This window comes from Exiguobacterium sp. s168, from assembly GCF_018619035.1.
Lineage (GTDB): Bacteria > Bacillota > Bacilli > Exiguobacteriales > Exiguobacteriaceae > Exiguobacterium_A > Exiguobacterium_A acetylicum.
In genome coordinates this window covers 44,524-68,226 of record NZ_JACSNE010000016.1, presented here as the reverse complement: position 1 = coordinate 68,226, position 23,703 = coordinate 44,524, and the positions used below count along the sequence as shown (strand labels likewise).

Annotated in this window: 24 protein-coding genes; 20 read left to right on the top strand and 4 right to left on the bottom strand. The window is 49.6% G+C overall.

Annotated elements, in window-relative coordinates; genetic code table 11:
• Nucleotides 1–364 precede the first annotated feature (364 nt).
• Nucleotides 365–715 (top strand): hypothetical protein, encoded by a 351-nt coding sequence (locus tag KNQ15_RS10530; protein WP_214729307.1) that lies wholly within the window; start codon nucleotides 365–367, stop codon nucleotides 713–715.
• A 4-nt stretch (nucleotides 716–719) separates the two neighbouring features.
• Here the strand turns inward: KNQ15_RS10530 and KNQ15_RS10525 are convergent, their stop codons facing one another.
• Nucleotides 720–1,598, bottom strand: a complete 879-nt coding sequence (locus KNQ15_RS10525) for a helix-turn-helix domain-containing protein (RefSeq protein WP_214729305.1) — start codon at nucleotides 1,596–1,598, stop codon at nucleotides 720–722.
• 147 nt (nucleotides 1,599–1,745) lie between these two features.
• Between KNQ15_RS10525 and KNQ15_RS10520 the strand changes: the two genes are divergently transcribed.
• The 4 genes from KNQ15_RS10520 to KNQ15_RS10505 all read left to right on the top strand — a co-directional run bounded on the left by KNQ15_RS10520 (nucleotide 1,746) and on the right by KNQ15_RS10505 (nucleotide 4,360).
• Complete coding sequence (locus tag KNQ15_RS10520) at nucleotides 1,746–1,892, top strand: hypothetical protein (RefSeq protein ID WP_214729303.1); 147 nt, start codon at nucleotides 1,746–1,748, stop codon at nucleotides 1,890–1,892.
• A 79-nt stretch (nucleotides 1,893–1,971) separates the two neighbouring features.
• Complete coding sequence (locus KNQ15_RS10515) at nucleotides 1,972–3,177, top strand: hypothetical protein (protein WP_214729301.1); 1,206 nt, start codon at nucleotides 1,972–1,974, stop codon at nucleotides 3,175–3,177.
• Complete coding sequence (locus tag KNQ15_RS10510; RefSeq protein ID WP_251137662.1) at nucleotides 3,170–3,907, top strand: class I SAM-dependent methyltransferase; 738 nt, start codon at nucleotides 3,170–3,172, stop codon at nucleotides 3,905–3,907. The genes KNQ15_RS10515 and KNQ15_RS10510 overlap by 8 nt, the downstream gene beginning before the upstream one ends.
• A gap of 141 nt (nucleotides 3,908–4,048) precedes the next feature.
• Nucleotides 4,049–4,360 carry a hypothetical protein gene (locus tag KNQ15_RS10505; protein ID WP_214729299.1) on the top strand — a complete coding sequence of 104 codons (312 nt, stop codon included), beginning with the start codon at nucleotides 4,049–4,051 and terminating at the stop codon, nucleotides 4,358–4,360.
• A 37-nt stretch (nucleotides 4,361–4,397) separates the two neighbouring features.
• On the opposite strand, the gene KNQ15_RS10500 is transcribed toward KNQ15_RS10505, so the two are convergent.
• Nucleotides 4,398–4,817, bottom strand: a complete 420-nt coding sequence (locus tag KNQ15_RS10500; protein WP_214729297.1) for a helix-turn-helix domain-containing protein — start codon at nucleotides 4,815–4,817, stop codon at nucleotides 4,398–4,400.
• 206 nt (nucleotides 4,818–5,023) lie between these two features.
• Between KNQ15_RS10500 and KNQ15_RS10495 the strand changes: the two genes are divergently transcribed.
• Nucleotides 5,024–5,548 carry a VanZ family protein gene (locus tag KNQ15_RS10495; RefSeq protein WP_214729295.1) on the top strand — a complete coding sequence of 175 codons (525 nt, stop codon included), beginning with the start codon at nucleotides 5,024–5,026 and terminating at the stop codon, nucleotides 5,546–5,548.
• Between the two features lie 16 nt (nucleotides 5,549–5,564).
• A complete protein-coding gene (locus tag KNQ15_RS10490; protein WP_214729294.1) occupies nucleotides 5,565–6,560 on the top strand; it encodes an ATP-grasp domain-containing protein in 996 nt (331 codons plus the stop codon).
• 64 nt (nucleotides 6,561–6,624) lie between these two features.
• On the opposite strand, the gene KNQ15_RS10485 is transcribed toward KNQ15_RS10490, so the two are convergent.
• Entirely contained in the window at nucleotides 6,625–7,383 is a 759-nt protein-coding gene (locus KNQ15_RS10485; protein WP_214729292.1) for a homing endonuclease associated repeat-containing protein, read from the bottom strand.
• A gap of 29 nt (nucleotides 7,384–7,412) precedes the next feature.
• Entirely contained in the window at nucleotides 7,413–8,681 is a 1,269-nt protein-coding gene (locus tag KNQ15_RS10480; protein WP_214729290.1) for an O-antigen ligase family protein, read from the bottom strand.
• A gap of 338 nt (nucleotides 8,682–9,019) precedes the next feature.
• On the opposite strand from KNQ15_RS10480, the gene KNQ15_RS10475 reads away from it, so the two are divergent.
• From KNQ15_RS10475 to KNQ15_RS10415, 13 genes are read left to right on the top strand one after another with little or no spacing between them, the layout of a single operon-like run.
• Nucleotides 9,020–9,655 (top strand): YveK family protein, encoded by a 636-nt coding sequence (locus tag KNQ15_RS10475; protein WP_251137664.1) that lies wholly within the window; start codon nucleotides 9,020–9,022, stop codon nucleotides 9,653–9,655.
• Between the two features lie 21 nt (nucleotides 9,656–9,676).
• Nucleotides 9,677–11,542 carry a polysaccharide biosynthesis protein gene (locus KNQ15_RS10470; protein WP_214729286.1) on the top strand — a complete coding sequence of 622 codons (1,866 nt, stop codon included), beginning with the start codon at nucleotides 9,677–9,679 and terminating at the stop codon, nucleotides 11,540–11,542.
• Between the two features lie 15 nt (nucleotides 11,543–11,557).
• Nucleotides 11,558–12,817: an oligosaccharide flippase family protein gene (locus tag KNQ15_RS10465; RefSeq protein ID WP_214729284.1), complete on the top strand. Its 1,260-nt coding sequence runs from the start codon at nucleotides 11,558–11,560 to the stop codon at nucleotides 12,815–12,817.
• 12 nt (nucleotides 12,818–12,829) lie between these two features.
• Nucleotides 12,830–14,116, top strand: coding sequence for a glycosyltransferase family 39 protein (locus tag KNQ15_RS10460; protein ID WP_214729282.1), 1,287 nt, complete (start codon nucleotides 12,830–12,832; stop codon nucleotides 14,114–14,116).
• Entirely contained in the window at nucleotides 14,106–15,140 is a 1,035-nt protein-coding gene (locus KNQ15_RS10455) for an NAD-dependent epimerase (RefSeq protein WP_214729280.1), read from the top strand. The genes KNQ15_RS10460 and KNQ15_RS10455 overlap by 11 nt, the downstream gene beginning before the upstream one ends.
• Nucleotides 15,130–16,479 (top strand): phenylacetate--CoA ligase family protein, encoded by a 1,350-nt coding sequence (locus KNQ15_RS10450; RefSeq protein WP_029342630.1) that lies wholly within the window; start codon nucleotides 15,130–15,132, stop codon nucleotides 16,477–16,479. Before KNQ15_RS10455 ends, KNQ15_RS10450 begins: the two co-directional genes overlap by 11 nt.
• 12 nt (nucleotides 16,480–16,491) lie before the next feature.
• Nucleotides 16,492–17,835 (top strand): nucleotide sugar dehydrogenase, encoded by a 1,344-nt coding sequence (locus KNQ15_RS10445; RefSeq protein ID WP_069940977.1) that lies wholly within the window; start codon nucleotides 16,492–16,494, stop codon nucleotides 17,833–17,835.
• The gene (locus KNQ15_RS10440; protein ID WP_214729278.1) at nucleotides 17,823–18,932 is read left to right on the top strand and encodes a glycosyltransferase family 4 protein; all 1,110 of its coding nucleotides are present in this window, start codon (nucleotides 17,823–17,825) and stop codon (nucleotides 18,930–18,932) included. The genes KNQ15_RS10445 and KNQ15_RS10440 overlap by 13 nt, the downstream gene beginning before the upstream one ends.
• Before the next feature lie 15 nt (nucleotides 18,933–18,947).
• Nucleotides 18,948–19,568, top strand: coding sequence for a sugar transferase (locus KNQ15_RS10435; protein ID WP_047392914.1), 621 nt, complete (start codon nucleotides 18,948–18,950; stop codon nucleotides 19,566–19,568).
• On the top strand, nucleotides 19,549–20,622 hold the full coding sequence (locus KNQ15_RS10430) for a lipid II:glycine glycyltransferase FemX (protein ID WP_214729276.1): 1,074 nt from the start codon (nucleotides 19,549–19,551) through the stop codon (nucleotides 20,620–20,622). The genes KNQ15_RS10435 and KNQ15_RS10430 overlap by 20 nt, the downstream gene beginning before the upstream one ends.
• On the top strand, nucleotides 20,619–21,770 hold the full coding sequence (locus tag KNQ15_RS10425) for an aminotransferase class I/II-fold pyridoxal phosphate-dependent enzyme (RefSeq protein WP_251137661.1): 1,152 nt from the start codon (nucleotides 20,619–20,621) through the stop codon (nucleotides 21,768–21,770). Before KNQ15_RS10430 ends, KNQ15_RS10425 begins: the two co-directional genes overlap by 4 nt.
• A gap of 23 nt (nucleotides 21,771–21,793) precedes the next feature.
• A complete protein-coding gene (locus KNQ15_RS10420; RefSeq protein ID WP_214729274.1) occupies nucleotides 21,794–22,537 on the top strand; it encodes a hypothetical protein in 744 nt (247 codons plus the stop codon).
• A gap of 29 nt (nucleotides 22,538–22,566) precedes the next feature.
• Nucleotides 22,567–23,463, top strand: coding sequence for an LCP family glycopolymer transferase (locus KNQ15_RS10415; RefSeq protein ID WP_214729272.1), 897 nt, complete (start codon nucleotides 22,567–22,569; stop codon nucleotides 23,461–23,463).
• Nucleotides 23,464–23,703 lie beyond the last annotated feature (240 nt).

Sequence of the window (23,703 nt, the reverse complement as noted above, 5' to 3'; positions counted from 1 at the left end):
TAAACGGCTTGGCTCCGTTAGAATACAGAGCGCAAGCCGTTTAAGTGATTTTTATTATTTATCCTGTCTACTTGACGGGGAGCAGTTCAGTGTGAGTTGAACCAGCTCTCTTTTTTGTTTGTTACGAAATTTCATCATGATAGAATATTCAAAAAAATCTATTTTCATACACGAGTTCGACATATTGATAGATGATTTGTAAAAAAAATGCAATATTCGGGACATATGACCCGCACCAAAAGTAATAGAAAGTGAGAATAATGTGTAAAATACCATAAATATTCGTATTCGAATATTTAGAGGGGGTCTAAGGTTATATGATGTTGTTACGAAGCCATACGAAAAATAATAGGAGGTTATTTAAATGAACTTAAAAAAGAAATTAGTCGTAGCAAGCACAAGTGCTTTATTAGTATTAGGACTTGGTGTATCGGTATCAAATAACACTACACAAGTTGCGAAGAACGATCTTCCAGCAGAATTCTCAGTGAAACAAGTTGCGAAGAACGATCTTCCAGCAGAATTCTCAGTGAAACAAGTCGCGAAGAACGATCTTCCAGCAGAATTCTCAGTGAAACAAGTTGCGAAGAACGACCTTCCAGCAGAATTCTCAGTAAAACAAGTCGCGAAGAATGATCTTCCAGCAGAGTTCTCAGTAAAACAAGTCGCGAAGAATGATCTTCCAGCAGAGTTCTTAGTAAAACCATTTGTTTAATCGGTTACTGCTCAAGAAATTGACTTTTTCCATTTGAAAGAATTTGTTTATACTCATTCATTTGTAATATGTCAAATAGAAGATAAGCTTTTTGATAGGAGTCTTTTATCAAACTTAATTCTTCTTCCATGAGTTCTAAGGCATAAGCTTTTTGATAATAGAGTTGACCTAATAATGACATATCTTTAAATCGTAAGCATTGCAGTATGCCATCATTGATGTATTTTAAAGCATCTGTTGGTCGTCTTAAATCAATTAATACTTTTGAAGTGTTATATAAAATTCGTATCTTTTCTACCAAAAGTTCGTCGCTATCAAATTTTAAGTTGATTAATTCTTCGTATACTTTAAGACCGTACAAATAGTTGTTTTTTTCATAATAAAGAGTAGCGATTGCTGATTTTAACCGAACCAGCATTTTAGGCGAAAAATAGATAGTTGAATATTTCTCTGCAAGTAGTTGCAATTCTACTATACAAGTTCGGTAATCTATTTTATTCATGCGATATGCACTTATATGGAGATAGTATGAGTAAAGTGACCTTAATTCTTCATCAAAACTGATTGAATTTACTTTTTCTTGAGCTTCTCGATAGATCATTTCATATTCTTGATTTTGAAAAGCGGTCAATAACCGATCATCCGTCAAACGTAGAGAGTCAACATGAGAATTATTGTTATTAAGAAATGCAGTTATCGGTACCTGTAATCGACGTGATAACGCATAAAGCAACTCGACCGTCGGTGAATGGGTGCCACTCTCGATCTTACTGATCTCTGCTTGACTGCAAATTCCGTTTGCTAAATCTTTTTGTGTCAGATTATGTTTCTTTCGCAGTCGGCGTAATGCTAAGCCGATTTGCGGTGACATGAATTGATCCATCGGCTCCTCGTCCTTTCGTAAAGATTGAACTGGTACAGGGTACCAATTTCTATTATAGAAGCGAATTGAACGGGACACCACTAATTTACTTGATTTCGTATCAATGTTTCAACGACCATCTCACTTGATTCAGAAAGGGGTACAACCATGACACTCATCTTAAAAGAAACGCGACGTAACATGACTTCATGCGCTTGGTGTCTCAATCCTGCTACCGTCTCCGTCGCCCCCCTCGCTCATCGGGAAATGGACCGGACTAATACGAAACCAAAAGCAAATGTTAAATCGGCTTAATACACACAAAAAGGACTTCATTCGGATCGTAGAGAATGAAGCCCTTTTTTCAATCACTTAAAGAGAAAGGAGAGAGGACATGATCGGATTATCACTTTTATCGGAACAAGACGGCTGGTTACAACGTTCCTTGCCCTCTACCGCGATGCAGACTTTTTGTGAGACACATCGTATTTCAATCGATGCCTTTGATTATGATACGCATACGTTTCATGATTTACTCGATTACATGGATTTTCAGGAATATGAGCACTATGTCTTCGTCCTCCAAGGAGAAGGGGAGCGTACGTTGCGTCTCGTTGCCTATTTGCAACACGAGATGCTACACGTCCAGTTTCATTTGATCCGGCAGAACGGGGAGGTTCTGTTCGGTCAACCAGATTTCCTAACCGGTCTCTTCTTACCGCAGGAAGAGATGCCGGTTTCGGCATCCGTTCCGGCTGTTCATCATGCTCTCCTTTCGTTGATGACGGGTGTCTATCCCGCATCCGTGCCGCACCATCCGCAACCGCTACGTCATGTCTACATTGAGGACAGCTCATTGTTGGACCGGATTCCAGTAGACAGTTTTCGAATGATGACGATCAATAGTGTCATCTATTTTGACCATCCGATGCGGCACGATCTTCCGATCATCGAACTGATGAGCCGGACCCCGATTTTGTTGACATTCTCAGACGGTTTGTCTCCGTCACTTGCGTCACAGCTGACGGTTTTATCTCGTGATGCCCTTGCGGAGCGGTTACAAGACTGGCAGCAAACGGGGCGCATTCAAAACGATCAATCGATGGGGATTCTCGATTATGCGACATTAAGCGGATTACGCGTCTCGCATCGCCTGTTCTTTTTTGCGGACGGGATTTACGCTGATCGACAAAAAACGATTCAGTTGAGTGTAGATATTTCAAGCGATATTGAATTAATTCGAGAACAGCAACCTCAACCGGAGGCGCTCGCATCGCAAACGGAACTGGATTTATTTCCGTTGTTGTATCAACTAGCAGGGTCGTTTCAAGGGACGAGCCGCTTCATCACCCCTTACTCGGATCTTGAATTACCCCGGACGTCTGGACGGATTGGACCGTTAACATTGATCGGCATTCAAAATGAGGAAGGGTGTTTTGCGTTCGACCGAACGACGTTACGTCTGTTCGAGACGAACGAAGCGTTCCTCTGGATTTTAGAAGCGGATCAAAAGGAACAATTCGACGTGTTGCCAGAGCGACTGGGCGCAGATTATGAGGAAGCAATTCAGCATTACAAGGAGTTGATGTATCATGGGTGAGGTCTTATTTGGTCCGTTTTTGCGTAAAGGTAGCTACTCCCGTGTCCAAGTGCTCGATCATGTCCAGGCAGATGAACGAATTGGTCGATTGTACCAAGAAGCACAACAGTTAAATGAAGTCGATGAGTTGATGCTCTATCGACGTTATCTACAAAAAGGAGAGCGGATCCTATTTTACGGAACGTTTGATCCATCCCTGTTTAATCTTTTGTCGGACGAGGGGTATGATCTTTATCTGATTGAACCGGAAGCTTCGCGGACGAAGCAAATCGCGGAGGAGTATCAGCATAAGGTTTATGGATGGAGTCATGACGTGACGGACGTCGTCGGACCTGAGTATTTTGATCGAATCATCTTACCGGGAACGACGATTTTACGTTATACGCGCGGGGAATTACTGTTGTTCTTCCGAAACATCCGTCAGTTGCTACGACCGAGCGGACGCTTGCTCGTGTCCTTGTATCACATCGATCACCTAAAATCAATTGTCCATCCGATTGCGACACGACGCTTTCAAAAGACATTACTTTTCTATGGCTATCACATCGATGGGGAACGTCTCTTGTTCAACGCTTATCTCAAATCCGGACAAGAAGAAAAAGTCAGTTATGCGGTCGAATATCTATACGAACCAAAAACGCTGTTTGAATTTGCAACATTATCGCGTTATCATGGACAATTTCTATATGAAGGAAAGACAATGATGGTATTAGAGTTCGAAAAACAATAAATGCAAAATATAATGTAATAATAAAATAAAAAATATATGTAATATATTGGTTTGAATAGGTCTAAAGACCGGGTAATGAGATACAGTAGTTTCCTTTGCATGATTCAAAGTACATCATAAGAAAGAGGAGCCGGACACATCATGGAAAATCAGAGCGGAAGTACCTTTCAGCAAAGCTGTTTATCGTTCATTGAGACCTTGTTTCCAGATGAATCTTTTCACTTCTTAGAAGAATCGAAAGCAACGGACGCCTTTGGTCATCCCGGTCGTCAATTGTTCTTCTCTTCATCTGCCCGTACTCTGAAATTCAGTGTACTCGAGCAGGCGCATAAGCATTACACACGTGTATTCGTATCCGAGAAAACAAGTGAAAATGCGTTTTTTCGTCAACTATTAGAAGCGACATATGAAGACGGACAATTGTACATCGACCATATTGTCCAAACAGAATAAGAAAAAGGGATCAAAATCAGCTGATTTTGATCCCTTTTTACGCCTCGATGGAGGAAAGCCCTCGTTTTAATGCCTGATCAATGGACGTTGCCATCTCATCTCGGATGTTCGCTGAGACGAGGCGACCATCAAAATAGATTTCCTTCGATAGGCTGAGGTGAACGAGTAAGTCTTCGAGAATGAGTTTCAGATCAAGCGGTTGTGATGGTTCAAGCGCTTGTTGCATGAATTCATTCAACGAAGGATGCTGTACATACTTCGGATCGATGAGATCGATGACCGTCGTGTCTAAAGCAAGAGCTAATCGTTCTAGGACTTGAGGAGAGGGCATGCGCTGACCACGTTCGTAAGCGGAAATGTCCGTTGCTGTTTCTCCACATCGTTCAGCTAAAAACTTTTGAGTATACTTGTGTTGTTTGCGCAATTGCATGATTTTTTTACCTAGTGCACGGTTCATGGCACTCCACTCCTATTCTGCAGGTCATCGTGTATAGTACTAATTAACCACTTTCATTATAAAAGAAACCTGTGAAATGTAAAATATCGTTTTTCAAGGAAACTAAAAATATGAAATGGGTTAAAATAGAAATTGAATTTCAGGAGAAATCGCCTATTGTTTCCACCCATGTTATTCTAAAGTGATCTAAAAAAAGGAGTGTGTTCATGAAAAAAATCACGTGGTCCGGCTACGTCGTCCTGACCGTTCTATTGATCCTTTTTATCTCGAGTTCGATGCCGTATCAGGCACAATCCATCAAGCCGGGGTTATCTCGATACATCCCGTTAGGATTCGGCGATCATCTGCGATTCATCTCCTTCTCCTATCATGGAGAAGTCAGTGTTGCAGCACTCGGACGAAGTGGCTTCATTGAATTTTTCATCCGAAAAGCAGCCCACGTCTCGACGTTTCTCGTATTAGGCATCGGATTGATCGATTTAACACGCCGTCGCCTGACACCAGGACTTGCCGTCTTGTTCGCCTATTCGTTAGCAATCACCATCGCTGTGTTTGATGAGTTTCATCAAATTTTAACGGGTGACCGGACTGGTCTCGTCCAAGATGTGCTACTCGATGGAACCGGAGCATTGATCGGAATCGGATGTTATCTGCTCGTTCGTAGGAAAAAAGTACAGCGCCAAGCAGGAAGTCTTTCTTTCTGGCACGAAAAGAAAAGGCATCACTTTTAACGAAGGAGATTGCCCTATGAAGACTGCCCATTTGTTGATGACAAGCGTCGGTCGCCGGACAAAACTGGTCGAGTACTTCGTCCATGAGATGTCGGACGGTCACGTCAGTACTGCGGATTGTAATCCACTTGCACCGGGTCTTTATATGACAGAACGCCATCATCTCGTTCCCTGCATCGATGCACCGGATTATATCGATCATTTGCTGGAGTTGTGTCAGCGCGAACAGGTGACGGCGCTATTGTCATTGATTGATCCTGAACTGGAGTTGCTCGCAGCGGCGACGGAACGGTTTGAAGCCATCGGTGTCACGGTTCTCGTCTCGCCAATGGACGCCTGTCGTCTCTGTTTCGACAAGTACGCGATGTATACGTATTGTGTCGCGGAAGGGATTGCGCATGCGCGGACATACGTGACGCTCGAAGCATTCCGGAGCGCACTTGCGCAAGGGGAGGTACAGTTCCCGGTCTTCGTCAAACCACGCAATGGGAGTGCCAGTCTCCATGTCCAGGCGGTCTCCTCCCTCGAAGTCGTTGAAGGACTGTTTGCCGTCCATCCGGATTTATTGATTCAAGAATACTTAAGAGGACAAGAACTCGGTGTCGATGTCTATGTCGACTGGTTGACGCATGAAGTGACCGATATCTTCATCAAGGAGAAACTCGTCATGCGTGCAGGGGAAACGGATAAGAGTCGCTCCGTTAAACGCGACGATGTCTTTGAACTGGTCGAGCAGGTTTTAGATGGAACTGGTCTTGTCGGTCCGCTGGATTTCGATCTGTTCGATGTCGACGGAACGCTCTTTTTATCAGAAATCAATCCGCGATTCGGTGGGGGATATCCACATGCTTATGAATGCGGCGTTAATTTTCCGAAAGCAATCCGAAACAATCTACAGGGACGACGTAATCCCCGACGCATCGGGGCATATGCGGAAGACATCTATCTATTGAAGCACGACACGGTGACGCTGTTGCCTGCAGCTTTGCTTGAGCAAATCAAAAAACCATAAGCGTACGAAAAAGGAGTGACTCGGTAGTGATACCGGGTCACTCCTTTTAGGTAGAAGAGCAGAATCAAGAAAGAGAGACGCGTGCACGCTTGAGGCATTGCACGGCGGAGGTCCAGCTACCGAAGAGAGCGTTGATCGTCGAGGTGCTCGGAACCGAGCGACCTTCCGCCCATTTCCGGTAATGAATGATACTGAGGGAAGGTAATTCTTCTTGTGCCTGCCGCAGTGCTTCAAGGACATCTTCTTCGACCCATTTCCGGCGAGGCGGTGCGATGTCGAGGCAAGCGAGGGCATCTGCCCATGAACCGTATTTACGGGCAATCGTCGCGACTGTCGGATGACCATTTTCCTGTGCCCAAATCGCATACGTCTGTGTCGTCAGACGGGGGAGGACATCAGAAGCTTCGAGTAAGGCGGTGATGATCCGTTCTTCGGTCATCGAGATGGAGCGGGTCATCTCGATTTGTGCTTCTTCCAGTGCGCGTGACCAAGAACCGAAACGTAAGTTGATTAGCGTCAAGGATGGACCGTGTTTGGCCTTTGCCCACTCCCGGTAGCTATTACTATGGAAGGGATGTAAACGTGTCGATGCTTCCTTGATGAAAGTAAGAATCTCTTCATCTGAAAAATACGGACGGATCGATGAGAGACCAGCAGCTTGGAGTGCTTCACGCCAAGAGCCGAATACATTGATGATCGTCGTGATCGATGGAATGTCTTTTCCGACCGACCAGCGCGCATATGTCTTTGCGTCGAGAGAGGGATATTCGATATTAGCTTCGATCAGGCTATCGATGACTTGTTGTTCTGTCCATTTCTTCATGATGTCATACCCCTTTCGTGTAGGTGTGTCTAGGTGTGGGTACTGTCGTGAGGTGGAAGTCGACGAAGCGACGCATAAGCAAGAAGGCTGAGCCAAATGAAATAAAATCCACTCGGTCTGACGAGAACACTTTCCGTGAATTGGAGTAACCCGAGCCAGCTGGCTAGCAAGAGCGCGAGGAAAGCGAGATCCGTCGTCTGAATGCGAAGCAGTCGATAAAACAGATACAGAAAGACTGCACCGTACAGCAGACAACCGATGAGACCAAATTCGTAGAGAAACGTGATCGGTGTGCTGTGAAATGTATAAAGAATCCGCTCATCGAGTTGTTCCTGCAGTCCACGCGGGGCACTTCCAATCCCGTGACCGAACCAGAGCGCGTCAGCGGAAGCGTGCCATCCTGCTTGCCAAAGCGTAAATCGTCCGTTAAGACTGAGCAAACGGGGAAGCAGACCTTGAAATGCGAAGACGGCAAATAAGATCAGGCTTCCTGTCACATAACAGGCAGCTACCTGCACCCGGCGTCTCGTTCCCGGAACCATTCGAATACTCGTCAAGAGTGCCAAGAGGACGAAGGAGTAGATTCCTGTCTGCGAACCGCTCCTTAGCAAAGCAATGACGGTCAGGAGTAAGAAAACAGCGTGCAGAAGACTTTGCCCACGTGGAAACTGTCGCAGTAGATAGAACCAAGCAAGCAGTCCTCCCGGAACGAGCCACGCTGCGAACGTATTCGGATTGTTCATCAGTCCAGCAAGGCGAAGGAATGAACTTTGCTCCCCGACATACAGCTGAGGAAACGACAAAGGACCGATTCGAAGCCATTGTAGGTTTTCGACCGGAACATACTCTGTGCCAAACGAGACGATGAGTGCGTAGGAAGCGAGAAAGACGGCTTGTCCGTAAAGGAAGTAATACAGAAGACGATGCCATTGGTCGATCGATGTACGTGAGAGCGAAGAGACGATGCCGACGAAAAGCCAAGTCGAAATGAGGTAAAGCGAAGCAAGAACACGATCCGTATTTGCGTTAAAAAAGAAAAATACGATATGAAATGTCAGATAAATCAGAAAAATAAGTGCAATTTGTTGTCCAGTCGCTCGGTTGGCGCGATAGAACGGTCGTAAGATGAGCCAACAGACGCTGAACAGAACGATGTAGACCGGAAGCAACCAAAGAGACCACTGTTTCGGCAACACTTCGTCCGTGAAGGATAAGGGACGAATCCAAGCATCGAGCATGATCCAAACGACTAGGATGGATAAGGCAAACGATGTGGGTATATTGGCTGATTTTAACATGATTTCTAAAGACTATCCACCCTTCATATAGGACTTATTACCGATTTGAGCACTTTTTAATCATCAAATTGGTATTTACCCTTATCTTTCAAAACATCATGCAGATAAATGAAAAAAGATTAAGGAAAACGCAATCATTTTTTCGTGAATCGCGTTTTTTTCGTGACATGAATTCATGCGGTGAACTAGTGTCACGCAAGCGAGATAGCTACCGAAAAAAATATAATCATTTCCACCAAGCTCTAATTGTTTTGGGAGTCGATTGGAAATAAGGTGTAGACATAACCAATGTCCATCCATTCGGTCAAGCCAGAAAGAGGTGAACAACATTGAGCTCGATGCATCAAAGAAAAACCTTCGGAGATCATCTAACGACACTCCGACGCGGCTGGTGGCTACTCGCACTCTTCATGATTCTCTTCGCGGGAGCTGGATATGCGCTTAGCACGTATGTCATTCCGAAGACATACGAGGCGACGGCTTACATCCTCGTCGTTCCTCAAGCGAACGCAGAGGCGACATCGACGCCGACACTCGTCAGTACCTATCAAGATATCTTACGAAGCCCGGAGGTCGTCGATCAGGTTGCCCAAAAGATGGACGTCACTGACAAGCGGTTATTCGATTTGACGGATCGTCTGACGGTCTCGAGCAATCTGGATTCGCAAGTCATCGCCTTATCCGTCACGGATCGTTCGGCGGAGCAGGCAGCCATCCAGGCGAATACGATGACGGAAGTCTTCCAGGATTATCTTCCACAACTGATCAACACGAGTAAGACGGAAGTGTTCTCGAGCGCACGGATTCCAACGAAACCTGTATCACCGAACATTCTAATGAATACAGGGATCGGTGGCGTCCTTGGTCTGATGCTCGGACTCCTGATCGTCTATTCTCGCTCGTTAAGCAAAAAGGAAGCGACACGCGAATCCACTGATAGTTATCCGAAAGCGATTCCCCGCAGTCATTCATGAGAGAGGAGAGGAGACACCGTCATGCAGCATTCCCCGCTCACCCCGTACCGTCGGCAGTTGAAAATCGGACTCCTTCGCCTGATCGACGCGGGAATCATCGCACTCGCGACTGTCGTTACGTTCTACTTCTTTAATCCGCTCCATCTCACCGTCAACTTCGAGTTGCAGGACGCACTCGAAATCGCCCTCATCCAGTGGGTCGCTCTTACATTCGTCGCACACTGGATGCGCTTCTATCAAATCATCTGGCGTTACGCGAGCCTTCGTGATCTTGCCGTCTTACTCGTCGTCGTCCTCGCTAGCAGCTTCGTTTTACTGGGTCTCGAATACGCCTTGTTCGACTTTGCGGTCGAACGAGCGATCTTCCTGCAGACGGGACTCGTCCTAAACGGTCTCTTATTCGTCCGGTTGTTGATTCGTGGACGTAGCTTAAGACTCGTTCCTGACAATAAGACGCTCGGCAAACGAACACTCATTATCGGTGCCGGTGCTTCTGGTCAGATGATCACAAAAGAGCTGAAACAAAAAAAATCGCACATCTTAAACGTCGTCGGTTTACTTGATGATTCGCTTGAATTACGCGGGATGCGGATTCACGGTGTTCCCGTCATCGGAGCAATCGACCAACTCGAATGCATCATCGAAGAACAAAAAATTGAAGCAGTCGTCCTGGCGATCCCATCGTTACCGTATCCGCAACGGGTTGAATTGCTGAACCGGATCAAACAAACCCAAGTCGAAGCGCATACGTTACCGATGCTCGTCGAACTAGCATCCGGAAAAGTCTCCATCAAACAAATCCGTGAAGTCTCGATTGCTGATTTACTCGGTCGGGAACCGGTTGAACTCGATATTACGGAAATCGAACGAAGCGTTCATGGCGCGACCGTCCTCGTCACCGGTGCTGGTGGTTCGATCGGTTCCGAGATTTGTCGGCAACTGATTCGCTTCCGTCCTGAACGGCTCATCCTTCTCGGACACGGTGAAAACAGCATCTACCTGATCCGCCGGGAGCTCGAGTGTCTCAGCCGGGACATCCAGTTCGAATCCGTCATCGCCGATGTCCAGGACAGTGACCGGATGCTTGAAGTCATGCGACGGTTCGAACCGGATCTTGTCTATCATGCAGCAGCCCATAAGCACGTGCCACTGATGGAAGATAATCCGAGCGAAGCCGTCAAGAACAACATCTACGGCACACGCAACGTTGCTCGAGCGGCGGAAGCAGCTGGTGTCAAACGCTTCGTCATGATTTCGACCGATAAGGCCGTCAACCCGACGAGTGTGATGGGGGCGACAAAACGAATCGCCGAGATGGTCATCCAGCAGATGGCGAGAAATAGCGAGACGACATTCGCCGTCGTCCGGTTCGGAAACGTCCTCGGGAGTCGTGGTTCCGTCATTCCACTGTTCAAGGAACAAATCGCGAAAGGCGGACCGATCACGATCACCGACCCCCGGATGACGCGCTACTTTATGACGATCCCGGAAGCGAGTCGTCTCGTCATCCAAGCGAGTGTCCTCGCGAAAGGTGGCGAAGTATTCGTTCTCGATATGGGTGAACCAGTCCACATCACGACACTGGCGAAGAACTTGATTCATTTGAGTGGCTTCACGGAAGAGCAGATTCCAATCGTCTACAGCGGCATTCGAAAAGGCGAGAAACTCTACGAGGAACTGCTCGCTCGCGATGAAGTGCATGACGAACTCGTCTTTGACAAGATCCTTGTCGGTAAGACCCGACCTTTTGGATCCGTCGACCCGTACTTGCGTGAGATCGCCCAAGCGCTCGGTCAGGACGAAGCACTCCGCCAGTATTTGTTAGACGTCACGAACGAAACTGATACCGACCCGGTCGCACCAACGATACGGATTGCTCGCAAATAGAGAGGAGGGGAAACGATGAAAACGGCCCGGCTGTCCCGCTTCAATCTCATCTTCATTGCCGATACGGCGTACTCGCTCCATCAATGGATGATTTTGACGCTCCTGATCAAATGGAGCACACCGCTCAACATCGGTTACTTCAACTATGCCCTTGCCATCACTGCACCGATCGTCATGTTCTGTTGGCTGAACGCCAGTACGATCCTGACGGCAGAACGGGCTGGACTGACGAACTTCTGGCTCTTCATCAAGACTCGTTTTTCACTCCTCTCGGCAGGTGTGTTCGTCCTCCTTGGGGTCTATTATTTCTTCGGTGAAGCGGACATCCTACTCCTGACACTGCTCGTTTATCTCAATAAATACATGGAGTCGTTCGCCGATCTCGCTTACGGTTTCTTGCAAGGACACACTGCCTTCAAGGAAGTCGCGGTCTCGAAGATCTTCCGGAGTCTCTTGAACGTCTCAGGCGCAGCACTCGTCCTCTTTACGACCCATTCAATTCACGGATTCGTACTCGCCTTGATTGCTGGGAACTTGATCATGCTACTCGCATACGACTTACCGACGATTCGCCGGGTCGGTCGTGGCTTTGACAATCAAGCGCTCGACTTACGATATCGGTCAGGCAAGGAGCTGTTCCTCAAAGCGATGCCACTCGGATTTGTCGCACTCCTGATCGCCTTGAACGCGAACATTCCGCGGTTGTTCGTCGGTCACGCAATCGGGACGGAAGAGCTCGGTTATTACGCCAGCATCGCCTATCTACTCGTACTCGGTAGCCTGTTCATCCACTCCTTGATCGCCGTCTTGCTACCGAACTTCTCGTCTGAGACGGGCGAACGCCAAAGTTTACCGGAACTGCGCAAGCTGACTCGCTCGATGTTACTGATGACGAACATCGTCGGCATCCTGTTGATTGTCGGAGCGATTTTCTTCGGTAAGTGGGGCTTGACGATTTTCTACAACGCGTCGTTCGTTCAATACCATCTGATTTTCGTCTTGATGATGGTTGCCTCACTCTTTTTCTACAACTCGACCGTCATTCAGGCACTCTTGACCGGCTTCCAGCAGTTCCGGATCCAGACGATCTCGATCTTCGGCAGTGTCGTCGTCAACCTGATCGCTTGTAGCCTGTTGATTCCGCTGTACGGTCTGTACGGTGCGACGATTGCTTACACACTCTGCGCTGTCACTCAGATCGTCCTACTGTTACCGGCATTGTATCGGTCCTTATATCCACGGAACGTCACGCTCGTCGTCGAACAAAGCAGTTAAGGAGGGAAGAAGATGCGACCAATCCTACTACTCATTGTCATCGAAGCACTCGTTTGTCAATTCGCCCGGTCGCTCTTCCCGGACACCTACGTGACCGCCTTGCTGCTCATCAACTCGGTGTTGTTTCTTTATTACTTGCTTCGTCAAGCAGAGACGACGCCAATCTTTCTTATCTTCATCACCGCTTTCTTCGTCCGATTGGTCCTGATGTTCATCGATCTTGAGCTGTTTCGTTTACCGCCACACAGTGGTGACGATACGGAAGCCTTTCATCTCGAAGGTGTCCAAATCTTCACTGATCCGTCGACTTTCAATGATGTCGTTCGCGGCACTTATTCCAAGTTTCTCGGAATCTTCTACCTGATGTTCGGTCCGGAACGGATCCTTGCTCAGTTCTTGAACGTCATCCTCGGCATCGTCGCCGTCGTCATCCTAGCGAAGACGCTGCAACGGTTACGCTTACCAGAACGCTACGTGTTCGCAGCGACACTGATCTTCGCGTTCTTCCCGCAAGGATTGTTGCTCTCACCGATTCTCTTGCGTGACCAGATCGTCGCCCTTGGTATCGTCTACACCCTCTACTACATGGTGCGCTGGACGGAAGAGAAGTCCGGATGGTATATGACGCTCGCGTATCTCGGCTACTTCGTCAGTACGATGTTCCACTCCGGTCTTGCTGTCGGCATCATCGTCTTACTCGTCTACTTCTCGTTTTACAGTCATGAGACACGACGAATGGACTTTGAACCGACTAAGGTGCAACGACTGATCTTTCAAGTACTGGTCGTCGGTTTCATCGTCTATAGCTTCCAGGACGTCTTGTTCGCGAAGTTCACCCACGTCTCAGAAAACGGACAGTTGTTCAGCGGGATGAGTTACGACCGTGGCGGATCCGCTTATCTGAACGGATTGACGGTGACGGGTCCAGCTGACATGATTCTCTACTCACCGATTCGGACGATTTACTTCCTGTTCTCACCATTCCCATGGCAATGGTCGAGCGTCATGAACATCTTGATTTTCTTCCTTGATGCTATCTTCTATTTCATCGCCTGTTTTGCGATCGTCCGGTCCTTTAAACTGATCCGTCAGCATCCGTTCGGCAGCGTCCTCTTCTTCTTTTTCCTTCTCTTTGCTCTTAACGCCGTCATCTTCGGTCTAGGAACCGGTAATGTCGGAACGGCCATCCGACACCGGTATAAGTTGTTCCCGATGTTACTCATCGTCTACACATCCGTTCACTACATGCGCTGGCAAGCGCGCCACTACTTCGAGGAGGTCGAACACCGTGCCGAATAAAACGATCTTAATCACTGGTATCGCAGGCTTCATTGGATTTCACGCCGCACGTCGTTTCATCCGGGAGGGTTACCGGGTCATCGGACTCGATGAAGTGAACGACTATTACGATCCGACGTTAAAGGAAGCCCGGCTCGCTGAACTTGGAACGAACTACACGTTTTACCGGGTCTCACTCGAAGAGACGGCAGCCGTCGCACGGATCTTCGAACAGGAATCAATCGATCTCGTCCTCCATCTCGCAGCACAAGCAGGGGTACGGTACAGCATCGATCGACCGGACGTCTACATGACGTCAAACATCGTCGGCTTTCTCTCGATTCTTGAGGCGTGTCGGCATTACCCAGTCGAACAACTGATTTATGCTTCCTCCAGTTCCGTCTACGGATCGAATACGAAGATGCCGTTCGCGACGACGGATGCCGTTGATCATCCGCTAAGTCTTTACGCCGCTTCAAAGAAAGCAAACGAGCTGATGGCACACACCTACAGTAGCCTCTACGGCATCAAGACGACCGGACTTCGTTTCTTCAGTGTCTACGGTCCGTGGGGACGCCCGGATATGGCATTGTTCAAGTTCACGGAAGCGATTGCGAAAGGCGAACCAATCGACCTCTACAACTACGGCGAGATGGGGCGGGACTTCACTTACGTCGACGACATCATCGAAAGCATCTATCGCCTGTTCCAAACTGAACCGGAAGTCGACGAAGCGTTCGATGCCTCGAATCCCTTACCGGATCGTAGCAACGTCCCGTATCGTGTCTACAACATCGGCAGTCACAGCCCGATTCGACTGAACGAATTTGTTGCCTTGATCGAACGGCGCCTCGGTAAGACGGCAATTAAACACGGGTTGCCGCTTCAACCAGGCGATGTTCCAGAAAGCTTTGCTGACGTTTCCTCACTGTTCGAGACGATCGGCTATCGACCACAGACGACGGTCGAAGCCGGTGTCAACGCATTCATCGATTGGTACGAGAGTCACTACTTGCTGAAGGAGGAAATCCAAGATGGCGCTTAAAGAGGAATTCTACTACCGCTCTCCGATCTTCATCCAAAATTGGCTGACATCGTTATACGGTCGCAAGTTGATGCAAGAACGGTACGGTCCCTTCTATGAACAGAAGATGAAGGAGCTCCGGATGAAGGATCGGACGCAGGATTATAAAGCGGAACAACTCGATCGCCTGAATGCCTTTCTAGCCTTCGTCGTGACGCATACACCGTACTACACGCAACTCTTTCACGAACATGACATCCAGTTACCGTTGACATCACTCGAGCAGCTGAAGAAAATCCCAATCCTTGAAAAAGAGACGCTTCGCCAAAATAACGATGCGTTCATGTCCCGCGTCGATGCACCGGTCCGAGGGCGGACGGGCGGAACGAGCGGAAAGTCGCTCCAAGTCGCGTTCATGCGCGAGGATGTCCAGGAACGGATGGCGCATCTCGACTACTTCAAGGAACGTCATGGCTTTCACGCCGGTATGCGGCGGGCGAGCTTCACCGGTCGGACGTTGACAGCTGTCGATCAAAAGAAACCAATTTTCTGGCGGATGAACCGGCCACTCAATCAGTTGCTCGTCTCAATCTTTCACATGAAGGAAGAGAACTTTCCAGCTTATATCGAGGAGCTGAATCGATTCCAGCCACAGGCACTTGACGGCACACCGACAGCGATGGTCGAAATCGCCCGCTATATGCTGAAGCATCACATTCGACTGGATATCCCACTGATCGCCATCTTCCCGACATCGGAAACGGTGACGGAGGAGATGCGCTCGGTTCTCGAGGAAGCCTTCAACGCACCGGTCTTCGATCAATATGGTTCCTCTGAAGGCGCGCCAATCATCTCAGAATGTAGTCATCGAAAACTTCATCTCCATCATGAGACGGGTATCATCGAACCGTATGGAGAGGACGGTGAAGTCGTCGTCACGTGTTTTACGACACGCGGGACACCGCTGATTCGTTACCGGATCGGTGACCGGATGACGCTCAGTGACGAGACATGTAGCTGTGGCTTAAACGGACCTGTCATCGCTTCAATCGATGGACGAGGAACGAGTTATATCGTCAGCGAAAAGCGGGGCAAGGTGTTTGAAGGGGACATTACAACGATTGCCCGTGAACTGCCGAATTCGGTCTTACGACTCCAAGTCGAGCAGCATACGATTGACCATGTGACACTCCGGTATATTCCAGATGCAAAACGTTTCCATCCGAAACACGAACAGATCCTTTTGAACGAGATGCGCAAGTTGCTCGGCTCCGAGATGAAGATTGTTCTTGAACCAGTCGAACAAGTCAAACAGGAACCAAACGGAAAAACGTTGATCGTCAAACAGTCGATGAAATAGGAGGAACCCACCATGAACAAGGCAGTCAAACACATCGTAGATACGACAGCAGCCCAAACCGGTGCACTTCCCATTGCCAACCGTTCGATTGCCGTCGTCGGACTCGGATACGTTGGACTTCCCGTCGCCGTCGCCTTTGGCGAAAAAACAGACGTCGTCGGCTTTGACATCAAGGAACAACGCGTTCAAGAACTGCAAGAAGGCATCGACGCAACACTCGAACTGAGTCCGTTCACGTTGAAGAATGCAACGGTCGACTACGTCTCGGATCCAGCAGCACTGCAAGCAAGCGACTTCATCATCATCGCTGTTCCAACACCAATCAATGCGCAGAATCAACCAGACTTAACGCCACTCTTACGGGCGTCCCATCTCGTTGGTCGCCAGCTCAATAAAGGCGACATCGTCGTCTACGAGTCGACGGTCTACCCAGGGGCGACGGAAGAAGATTGTATCCCGGTTCTTGAAGAAGCATCTGGCTTACGCGCTGGCGTCGACTTCTTCGTCGGCTACTCCCCGGAGCGGATCAACCCGGGCGACCACGAGCACACATTCAAGACAATCAAAAAAATCGTCTCTGCTCAGGATGAACAGACACTCGACATCGTCGCAGAAGTCTACGAAGCGGTCGTCGAAGCTGGTGTCCACCGTGCTTCATCGATCAAGGTCGCGGAAGCGGCAAAAATCATCGAGAACACACAACGTGATCTCAACATCGCCTTGATGAACGAACTAGCAATCATCTTTGACCGGATGGACATTGATACGCTCGAAGTCCTCGAAGCAGCCGGAACGAAATGGAACTTCCTTCCGTTCCGTCCAGGTCTTGTCGGTGGTCACTGTATCGGCGTCGATCCATTCTATCTAACGATGAAAGCGGAGTCGCTCGGCTATCATCCGGAAGTCATCCTCGCTGGTCGCCGGATCAACGATACGATGGGACGCTTCATCGCAACGGCGCTCGTCAAGAACTTGATTAAACAAAATATGCCGGTCCTCGGCGCTCGCGTCACGATCCTCGGCTTATCATTCAAGGAGAACGTCAGCGATATCCGTAACTCGAAAGTCGCGAACCTCGTCCGTGAAATCGAAGAGTTCGGAATCGACGTCCAGGTGACGGACCGACTCGTCGAAAAAAGTGAGGCGAAACGCGAGTACGGCATCGACTTACTCGAAATGAGCGAACTCAAACCAGCCGACGTCGTCATCTTCGCTGTCTCACACGAAGAATATGTCGAAGGTGGTTGGAATTTAGCACAACATCTACTCAAAGTCGGACGCGGCATCGTCGTCGACATCAAAGGGATGTTACCACGGTCAGAACAGCCAGAGGGGGTCCACGTATGGCGCCTCTAAAAATCCTTCAAGTCTGTGCCCTTGATACGACGGCAGAGACGATGTTGCAGCCGCTCTTACTTGCTTTGCAAAACGCTGGGCACGACGTCGGTATCGCCTGTGCCGACACCGGTGCCTCGGCAAAACTCGCAGCCAAAGGATTCCGGATGCATGACATTCCGATCGAGCGCCGGATCGACTGGACGAGTAACTGGCGGACAATCCGAGAAATCACGCGAATCTTGAAGGAGGACGGCTACGACGCTGTCCATGTCCACACACCGGTCGCCGCCGCCCTCGGACGCGTTGCCGCGAAACGGGCCGGAACGAAGCATATCGTCTATACGGCACACGGCTTTTACTTCCACGAGAAGATGGGGCGGATGACGTATCAGCTGACATACTCCGTCGAAAAGTGGCTAGCACGTTTCGCAACCGACTACCTGCTCCTCCAAAGCGAGGAAGATTATCAACTCGCTCAGCGCAAACGCTTCAAAGCGAACACGCGCCTGATGCACCTTGGAAATGGGATCGACTTGACCCGCTTCTATCCACGCCCGCGTGAAGCCGGGGCACCGTTTACTTTCCTCTTCATCGGTCGGATCGTCGAAGAGAAGGGGATTCTGGAACTGCTCGATGCATTCGAGGATGTCGTCTATCGTCACCCGGAAGCTCGCCTCGTCATCGCGGGTGAGATGATGGCGAGCGAGCGCGATCAAACGACGAAACACTTATTCTTACGGCGGATTCGCGAGATTCCAAACGTCGACTACCTCGGATTCGTCGAAGATGTGCCCACCTTGTTCCAACAAGTCGATGCCTTCGTCTTACCGTCACATCGCGAAGGCGTACCACGATCAATCATCGAAGCGATGGCGAGTGCTAAACCGGTCATCGCAACAAACATCCGCGGCTGCCGCGAAGAGGTCGTCGAGGGGAAAACGGGTTATCTCGTTGAAGTCCGCGACGTCACAAAGCTCGCTAAACGGATGAACACACTCGTCGAACATCCAGACCGTGCCAACGAGATGGGACGGAACGGATTTGACCGTGCTATGAAACATTTCAACGAAGCCGACGTCATCAAACGACAACTTGATCTCTTTTCAGCTATGTAAAAGGAGGACGTCATCATGAAACGCACATTCGACTTCACGGTTAGCCTCATCGCCATCCTGATCCTACTTCCTGTTTATGCCGTCGTCGCCTTAGTCATCTATACGAAACTCGGACGACCGATCTTCTTCAATCAAGTCCGCCCTGGCTATAAGGGGGAGCTGTTCAAAATCTATAAGTTCCGTACGATGACGAACGAAACAGATGCCGACGGACAACTCCTTCCGGATGCAGACCGGATTCCGGCATCGCTCGAGTGGATTCGTCGCTTAAGTCTTGATGAGATTCCGCAGTTCGTTAACATCCTCCGCGGACAGATGAGTTTCGTCGGACCGCGTCCCTTACTCGTCAGTTATCTCAATCACTATACGAAGGAGCAGATGACACGTCACGACGTCTTGCCTGGTCTGACAGGCTGGGCGCAGATTCACGGCCGCAACGCAACGACGTGGCAGCAACGCCTCGAACAAGATCAATGGTATGCGGCAAACCATACGTTCCGACTCGATCTCTATATCCTGTTCAAGACGTTCAAAATGGTCATCTCATCAGAAGGAAACTCGACGGCTCACCAGACTAGTATGGGGGAGTTCAAGGGTCTCGACGGAGGTGTTCCCCATGATGTCGCTAAGCGATGAACGCTTGATTCGGGATCCACGGGAATGGGACGCGCTCGTCGCGAGCTATCAGCTCGATTGTTACTACGAACATGCTTACTTCGAACTCGCAAAAGAGCACGATGAGATTCCTGAATTATTTTATTATCCAACAGAGTTCGGAACGTTGATCTATCCGTACTTGCGGCGACGGGTTCCAGGTACACTCTTTGAAGACATCACGACGCCGTACGGCTACGGTGGTCCTTATTTCACAGGTATCTGGTCACTCGATCAGATTCGCGAAGCCCGCGCGCGATTCGAACAATACTGTCACGAGACCGGGATCGTCACCGAGACGGTTCGTTTCCATCCCTTGCTACACAACCAGGAACTCGGTCAACACTGGTGCCATCAAACGGATATCTTGCAGCCGACCGTGACACTCGAGCTGACGGATCCATTCGAGACGATCGAAAGTGGATTCTCGCAAATGACGCGACGCAATATCCGGAAGGCACGTCGCGAAGGGGTCACGATTCGCCTCGGGCGTCCGGAAGAGTACTCGGACTTCGCCCGTCTCTACCAGATGACGATGGATAAACATCAAGCCGATGCGCGGTATTACTTTGATCAGACCTACTTTGATCACTTCGCCGACGGACGGATTAAAAATGTCCTGTTGCTTGCCGAACAAGAGGGACGAATCATCGCTGGTTGCATCGTCTTAACGGGTCGCCAGTTCGCACATTATCACCTCGGTGCTTCAGATCCTGCCTACTTGTCGCTTCGACCGAATCACCTATTATTCGCGGAGATGATTCGCTGGGCAAATCAAGCTGGTCTGCAAGCGTTACATCTCGGTGGCGGAACGACACGATCCGATGAGGATAGCTTACTCGCCTACAAACGGTCTTTTGGCGAAGCGAATCGAACATTTTTCGGACTCGGGACATCGATTCTTGATACAACGATTTATGACCGGCTCGCACGACAAATCAAACGACAACATCCGGAAGTCGAGACGGGGAATTGGTTTCCGGTCTACCGGACGCCACTCCGTCAGCTGTCACCTCGAAGGGAGGAAACATCATGAAACACATCCCGCTCTCCATCCCGCACTTAAGTGGCCAAGAAGCACGTTACGTCACGGAAGCACTCGAGACGAACTGGGTCGCACCGCTCGGACCGAACGTCGACGCCTTTGAGCGAGATATGCGTGCCTACACAGGGGCTGGTGCAGCACTTGCGACGAGTAGCGGAACGGCGGCGATCCACTTGGCACTCGCGACGCTTGGTGTCACGACGGGGGATGACGTCTTCTGTCAGTCCTTGACGTTCATCGCTTCGACGAATCCGATTCGCTACGTTGGTGCTAGTCCCGTCCTGATTGATTCGGAAGAGGAAACATGGAACATGTCACCCATTGCACTCCGACGCGCGTTGATCCAGGCAGCAACGCGAGGAAAACTTCCGAAAGCGGTCATCGTCGTCCATCTCTACGGTGTCGCAGCGCAAATCGAGGAGATCGCCGCCCTCTGTGAAGAGTACGATGTCCCGTTGGTTGAAGACGCAGCAGAGTCACTAGGAACACGCGTCAACGGGCGGATGACAGGAACGTTCGGGACGTTCGGGATCTATTCATTCAATGGCAACAAAATCATCACGACGTCAGGTGGTGGGATGCTCGTCGCAAATGATCCAGCCTTGATCGAACGCGCCTTCTATCTTGGAACACAGGCACGACAACCGGTCCTCCATTACGAGCATACGGAAGTCGGCTACAATTACCGGATGAGCAACGTCGCTGCTGGGATCGGACGCGGACAACTTGAAGTCCTCGATCAACGCGTCGATGCGCGGCGGAAAATCTTTGATCGTTACGATCGTGCCTTTGCACCGGACGGCGTCACGTCGCAAGTCGAGCAGACCGGAACATTCGCCAACCGCTGGCTCAGTGCTTTTCTCTTACCTGGTGGTCAAGCGCGACGTGATGCAATGATTCGGACGTTGCAACAAGCAAACGCAGAATCCCGCCCGGTCTGGAAACCGATGCACTTACAGCCCGTCTATCGCGACGTACCATTCGTCACAGCAGAAGGGAATGATGTCAGCCGGCGCCTGTTTGAAGACGGCATCTGCCTTCCGTCTGCTTCACAAATGACGTTCACCGAACAAGCCGTCGTCATCCGAAACGTTCGTCACGCCTTGCAGACGACCGTACGCCGGAACGTCCAGTCATGAATATATGGGAAGGGGACATCGTCATGCGCGATATGGAGGAAGCGATCCACGCACTCCGTCTCGCTGCGAACGGGAAGAATGAATTGACGGCCAATACCTATTTCCGCTGGCAACTGAACACCACTCATCCAAGCGTCGCGGAAATCTTGATGCTGTTTGGATCGTGGCAGATTGCCTTGGAACGAGCTGGCATCGGACAAGCCCGCTTGACGTTCACGAAATCGGAAATCATTGACGCTTTGCGTCAGGCACGGGAGGAACTCAATCCTTTCACGAGCGCGACGTACCGCGAATGGGCACAACAGAAGCAAGCACCAAGCCTGACGGATATCGTCCATCAATTCAACTCGTGGCAGCAGGCATTGTCAGAAGCAGATATCTTGAAGGAACGCGTACAGGAAATGGAACAACGGATCATCGAGTCACTACTTGAAGCGCAAGGTGCCTTGCCGGTCTTGACGAGCCAGACCTACACGAAGTGGGCGGCTGGTCAAAATCGTCCGACCGTCGCAACGATTGCCCGCCGGTACGGCTCTTGGTCGAACGCCCTGGAAATCATCGGGATCGAATTTCCCCGTAAACGCTGGCGGGAAGAAGAAGTACTCGACGTACTTGCTGCAGCCGCGCAAGAAACGGAAAATCTGACGATCGCAAGTTATCAACGGTTCAGTATCGGACGCGATGCACCGAGCATCGGTGTCATCACTGCCTTGTTCGGTAGCTGGCGCAATGCCTTACTCGTACTTGAAGCACAACGGCCGTCCTGAATTCAAATCGAAGAAAAGGAGAATGGGTGATGAAGAAATGGAAATGGATCATACTGACACTGACGGGGATTTGCCTGCTCCTTCTCTTCGGTTCAGGCGGATATGTCTATCATAAAGCGAGTCAGACGATGAAAGAAGTCCAAGTACAAGTGCCGGTCAAGGCGAGCGTCGAGACAGAGAAGGCCGTCGAACAGAAAAAAGGACTCTCGTTTCTCTTGCTCGGCGTCGATCAACGGAAAAATGAGACAGGACGTAGTGACACGATCATCGTCGTGACGATTGACCCGAATACGAATAAGAGCCAGATGATCAGTATCCCACGTGATTTGAAGACAGAAATCATCGGTAATGGGTCGAATGATAAGATCAATCACGCGTATGCGTTTGGTGGTCCACAGATGTCACTCGATACGGTTAGTCATCTGCTCGATATCCGGATTGACTATTTTGCAGAGATCAATCTAGACGGCTTTACGGATCTCGTCAACGCCGTCGATGGGGTCACCGTCGAGAACGATATCGATTTTTCATACTATGAGATGCAGTTCCCTAAAGGAGAACTTTCACTGAACGGGAAGGAAGCGCTCGCTTATGCGCGAATGCGCTATGATGATCCACGCGGAGATTTCGGACGACAAATCCGTCAACGGCAAGTCGTTCAGGCGGTCGCTGATAAGATGACGGAAGACTTCTCGATTCGTCGCTTCAATGCCGTCCTTGAAGCACTCGGGAAAAACGTCAAAACGAACGTACCGTTTTCCGTTGCCCGGACCGTCGCGACAGATTACCGGGATGCTTTACGAAATGTCGAGACTTTATCACTTGACGGAAAAGGTGGCATCGAATCGGATGGCATCTACTATTGGCATCCGACGGATAAGTCGTTGAAAGAAGTTCAAGATCAGCTACAGGAAGCATTGGAATGATGAGAATAACGCGAAAAAACGACATCAGTTCTGATTGATGACGAAACGAACGCTAAAATCATCCTCGCTTTCCTCAGGCGGGAAATCAGCCGCGGCAGCTCGCACTACATGCGATTTGCCGGGTCTGATCCATCCCTGACGAAAGTGCTGATGGCACTTTCTTTTCCTGTAGGAGTCGCGGATGAATGATAGCGTTCTGTATACATCGAACGAAAAGAGGTCCGTTCCCAGAACATGATC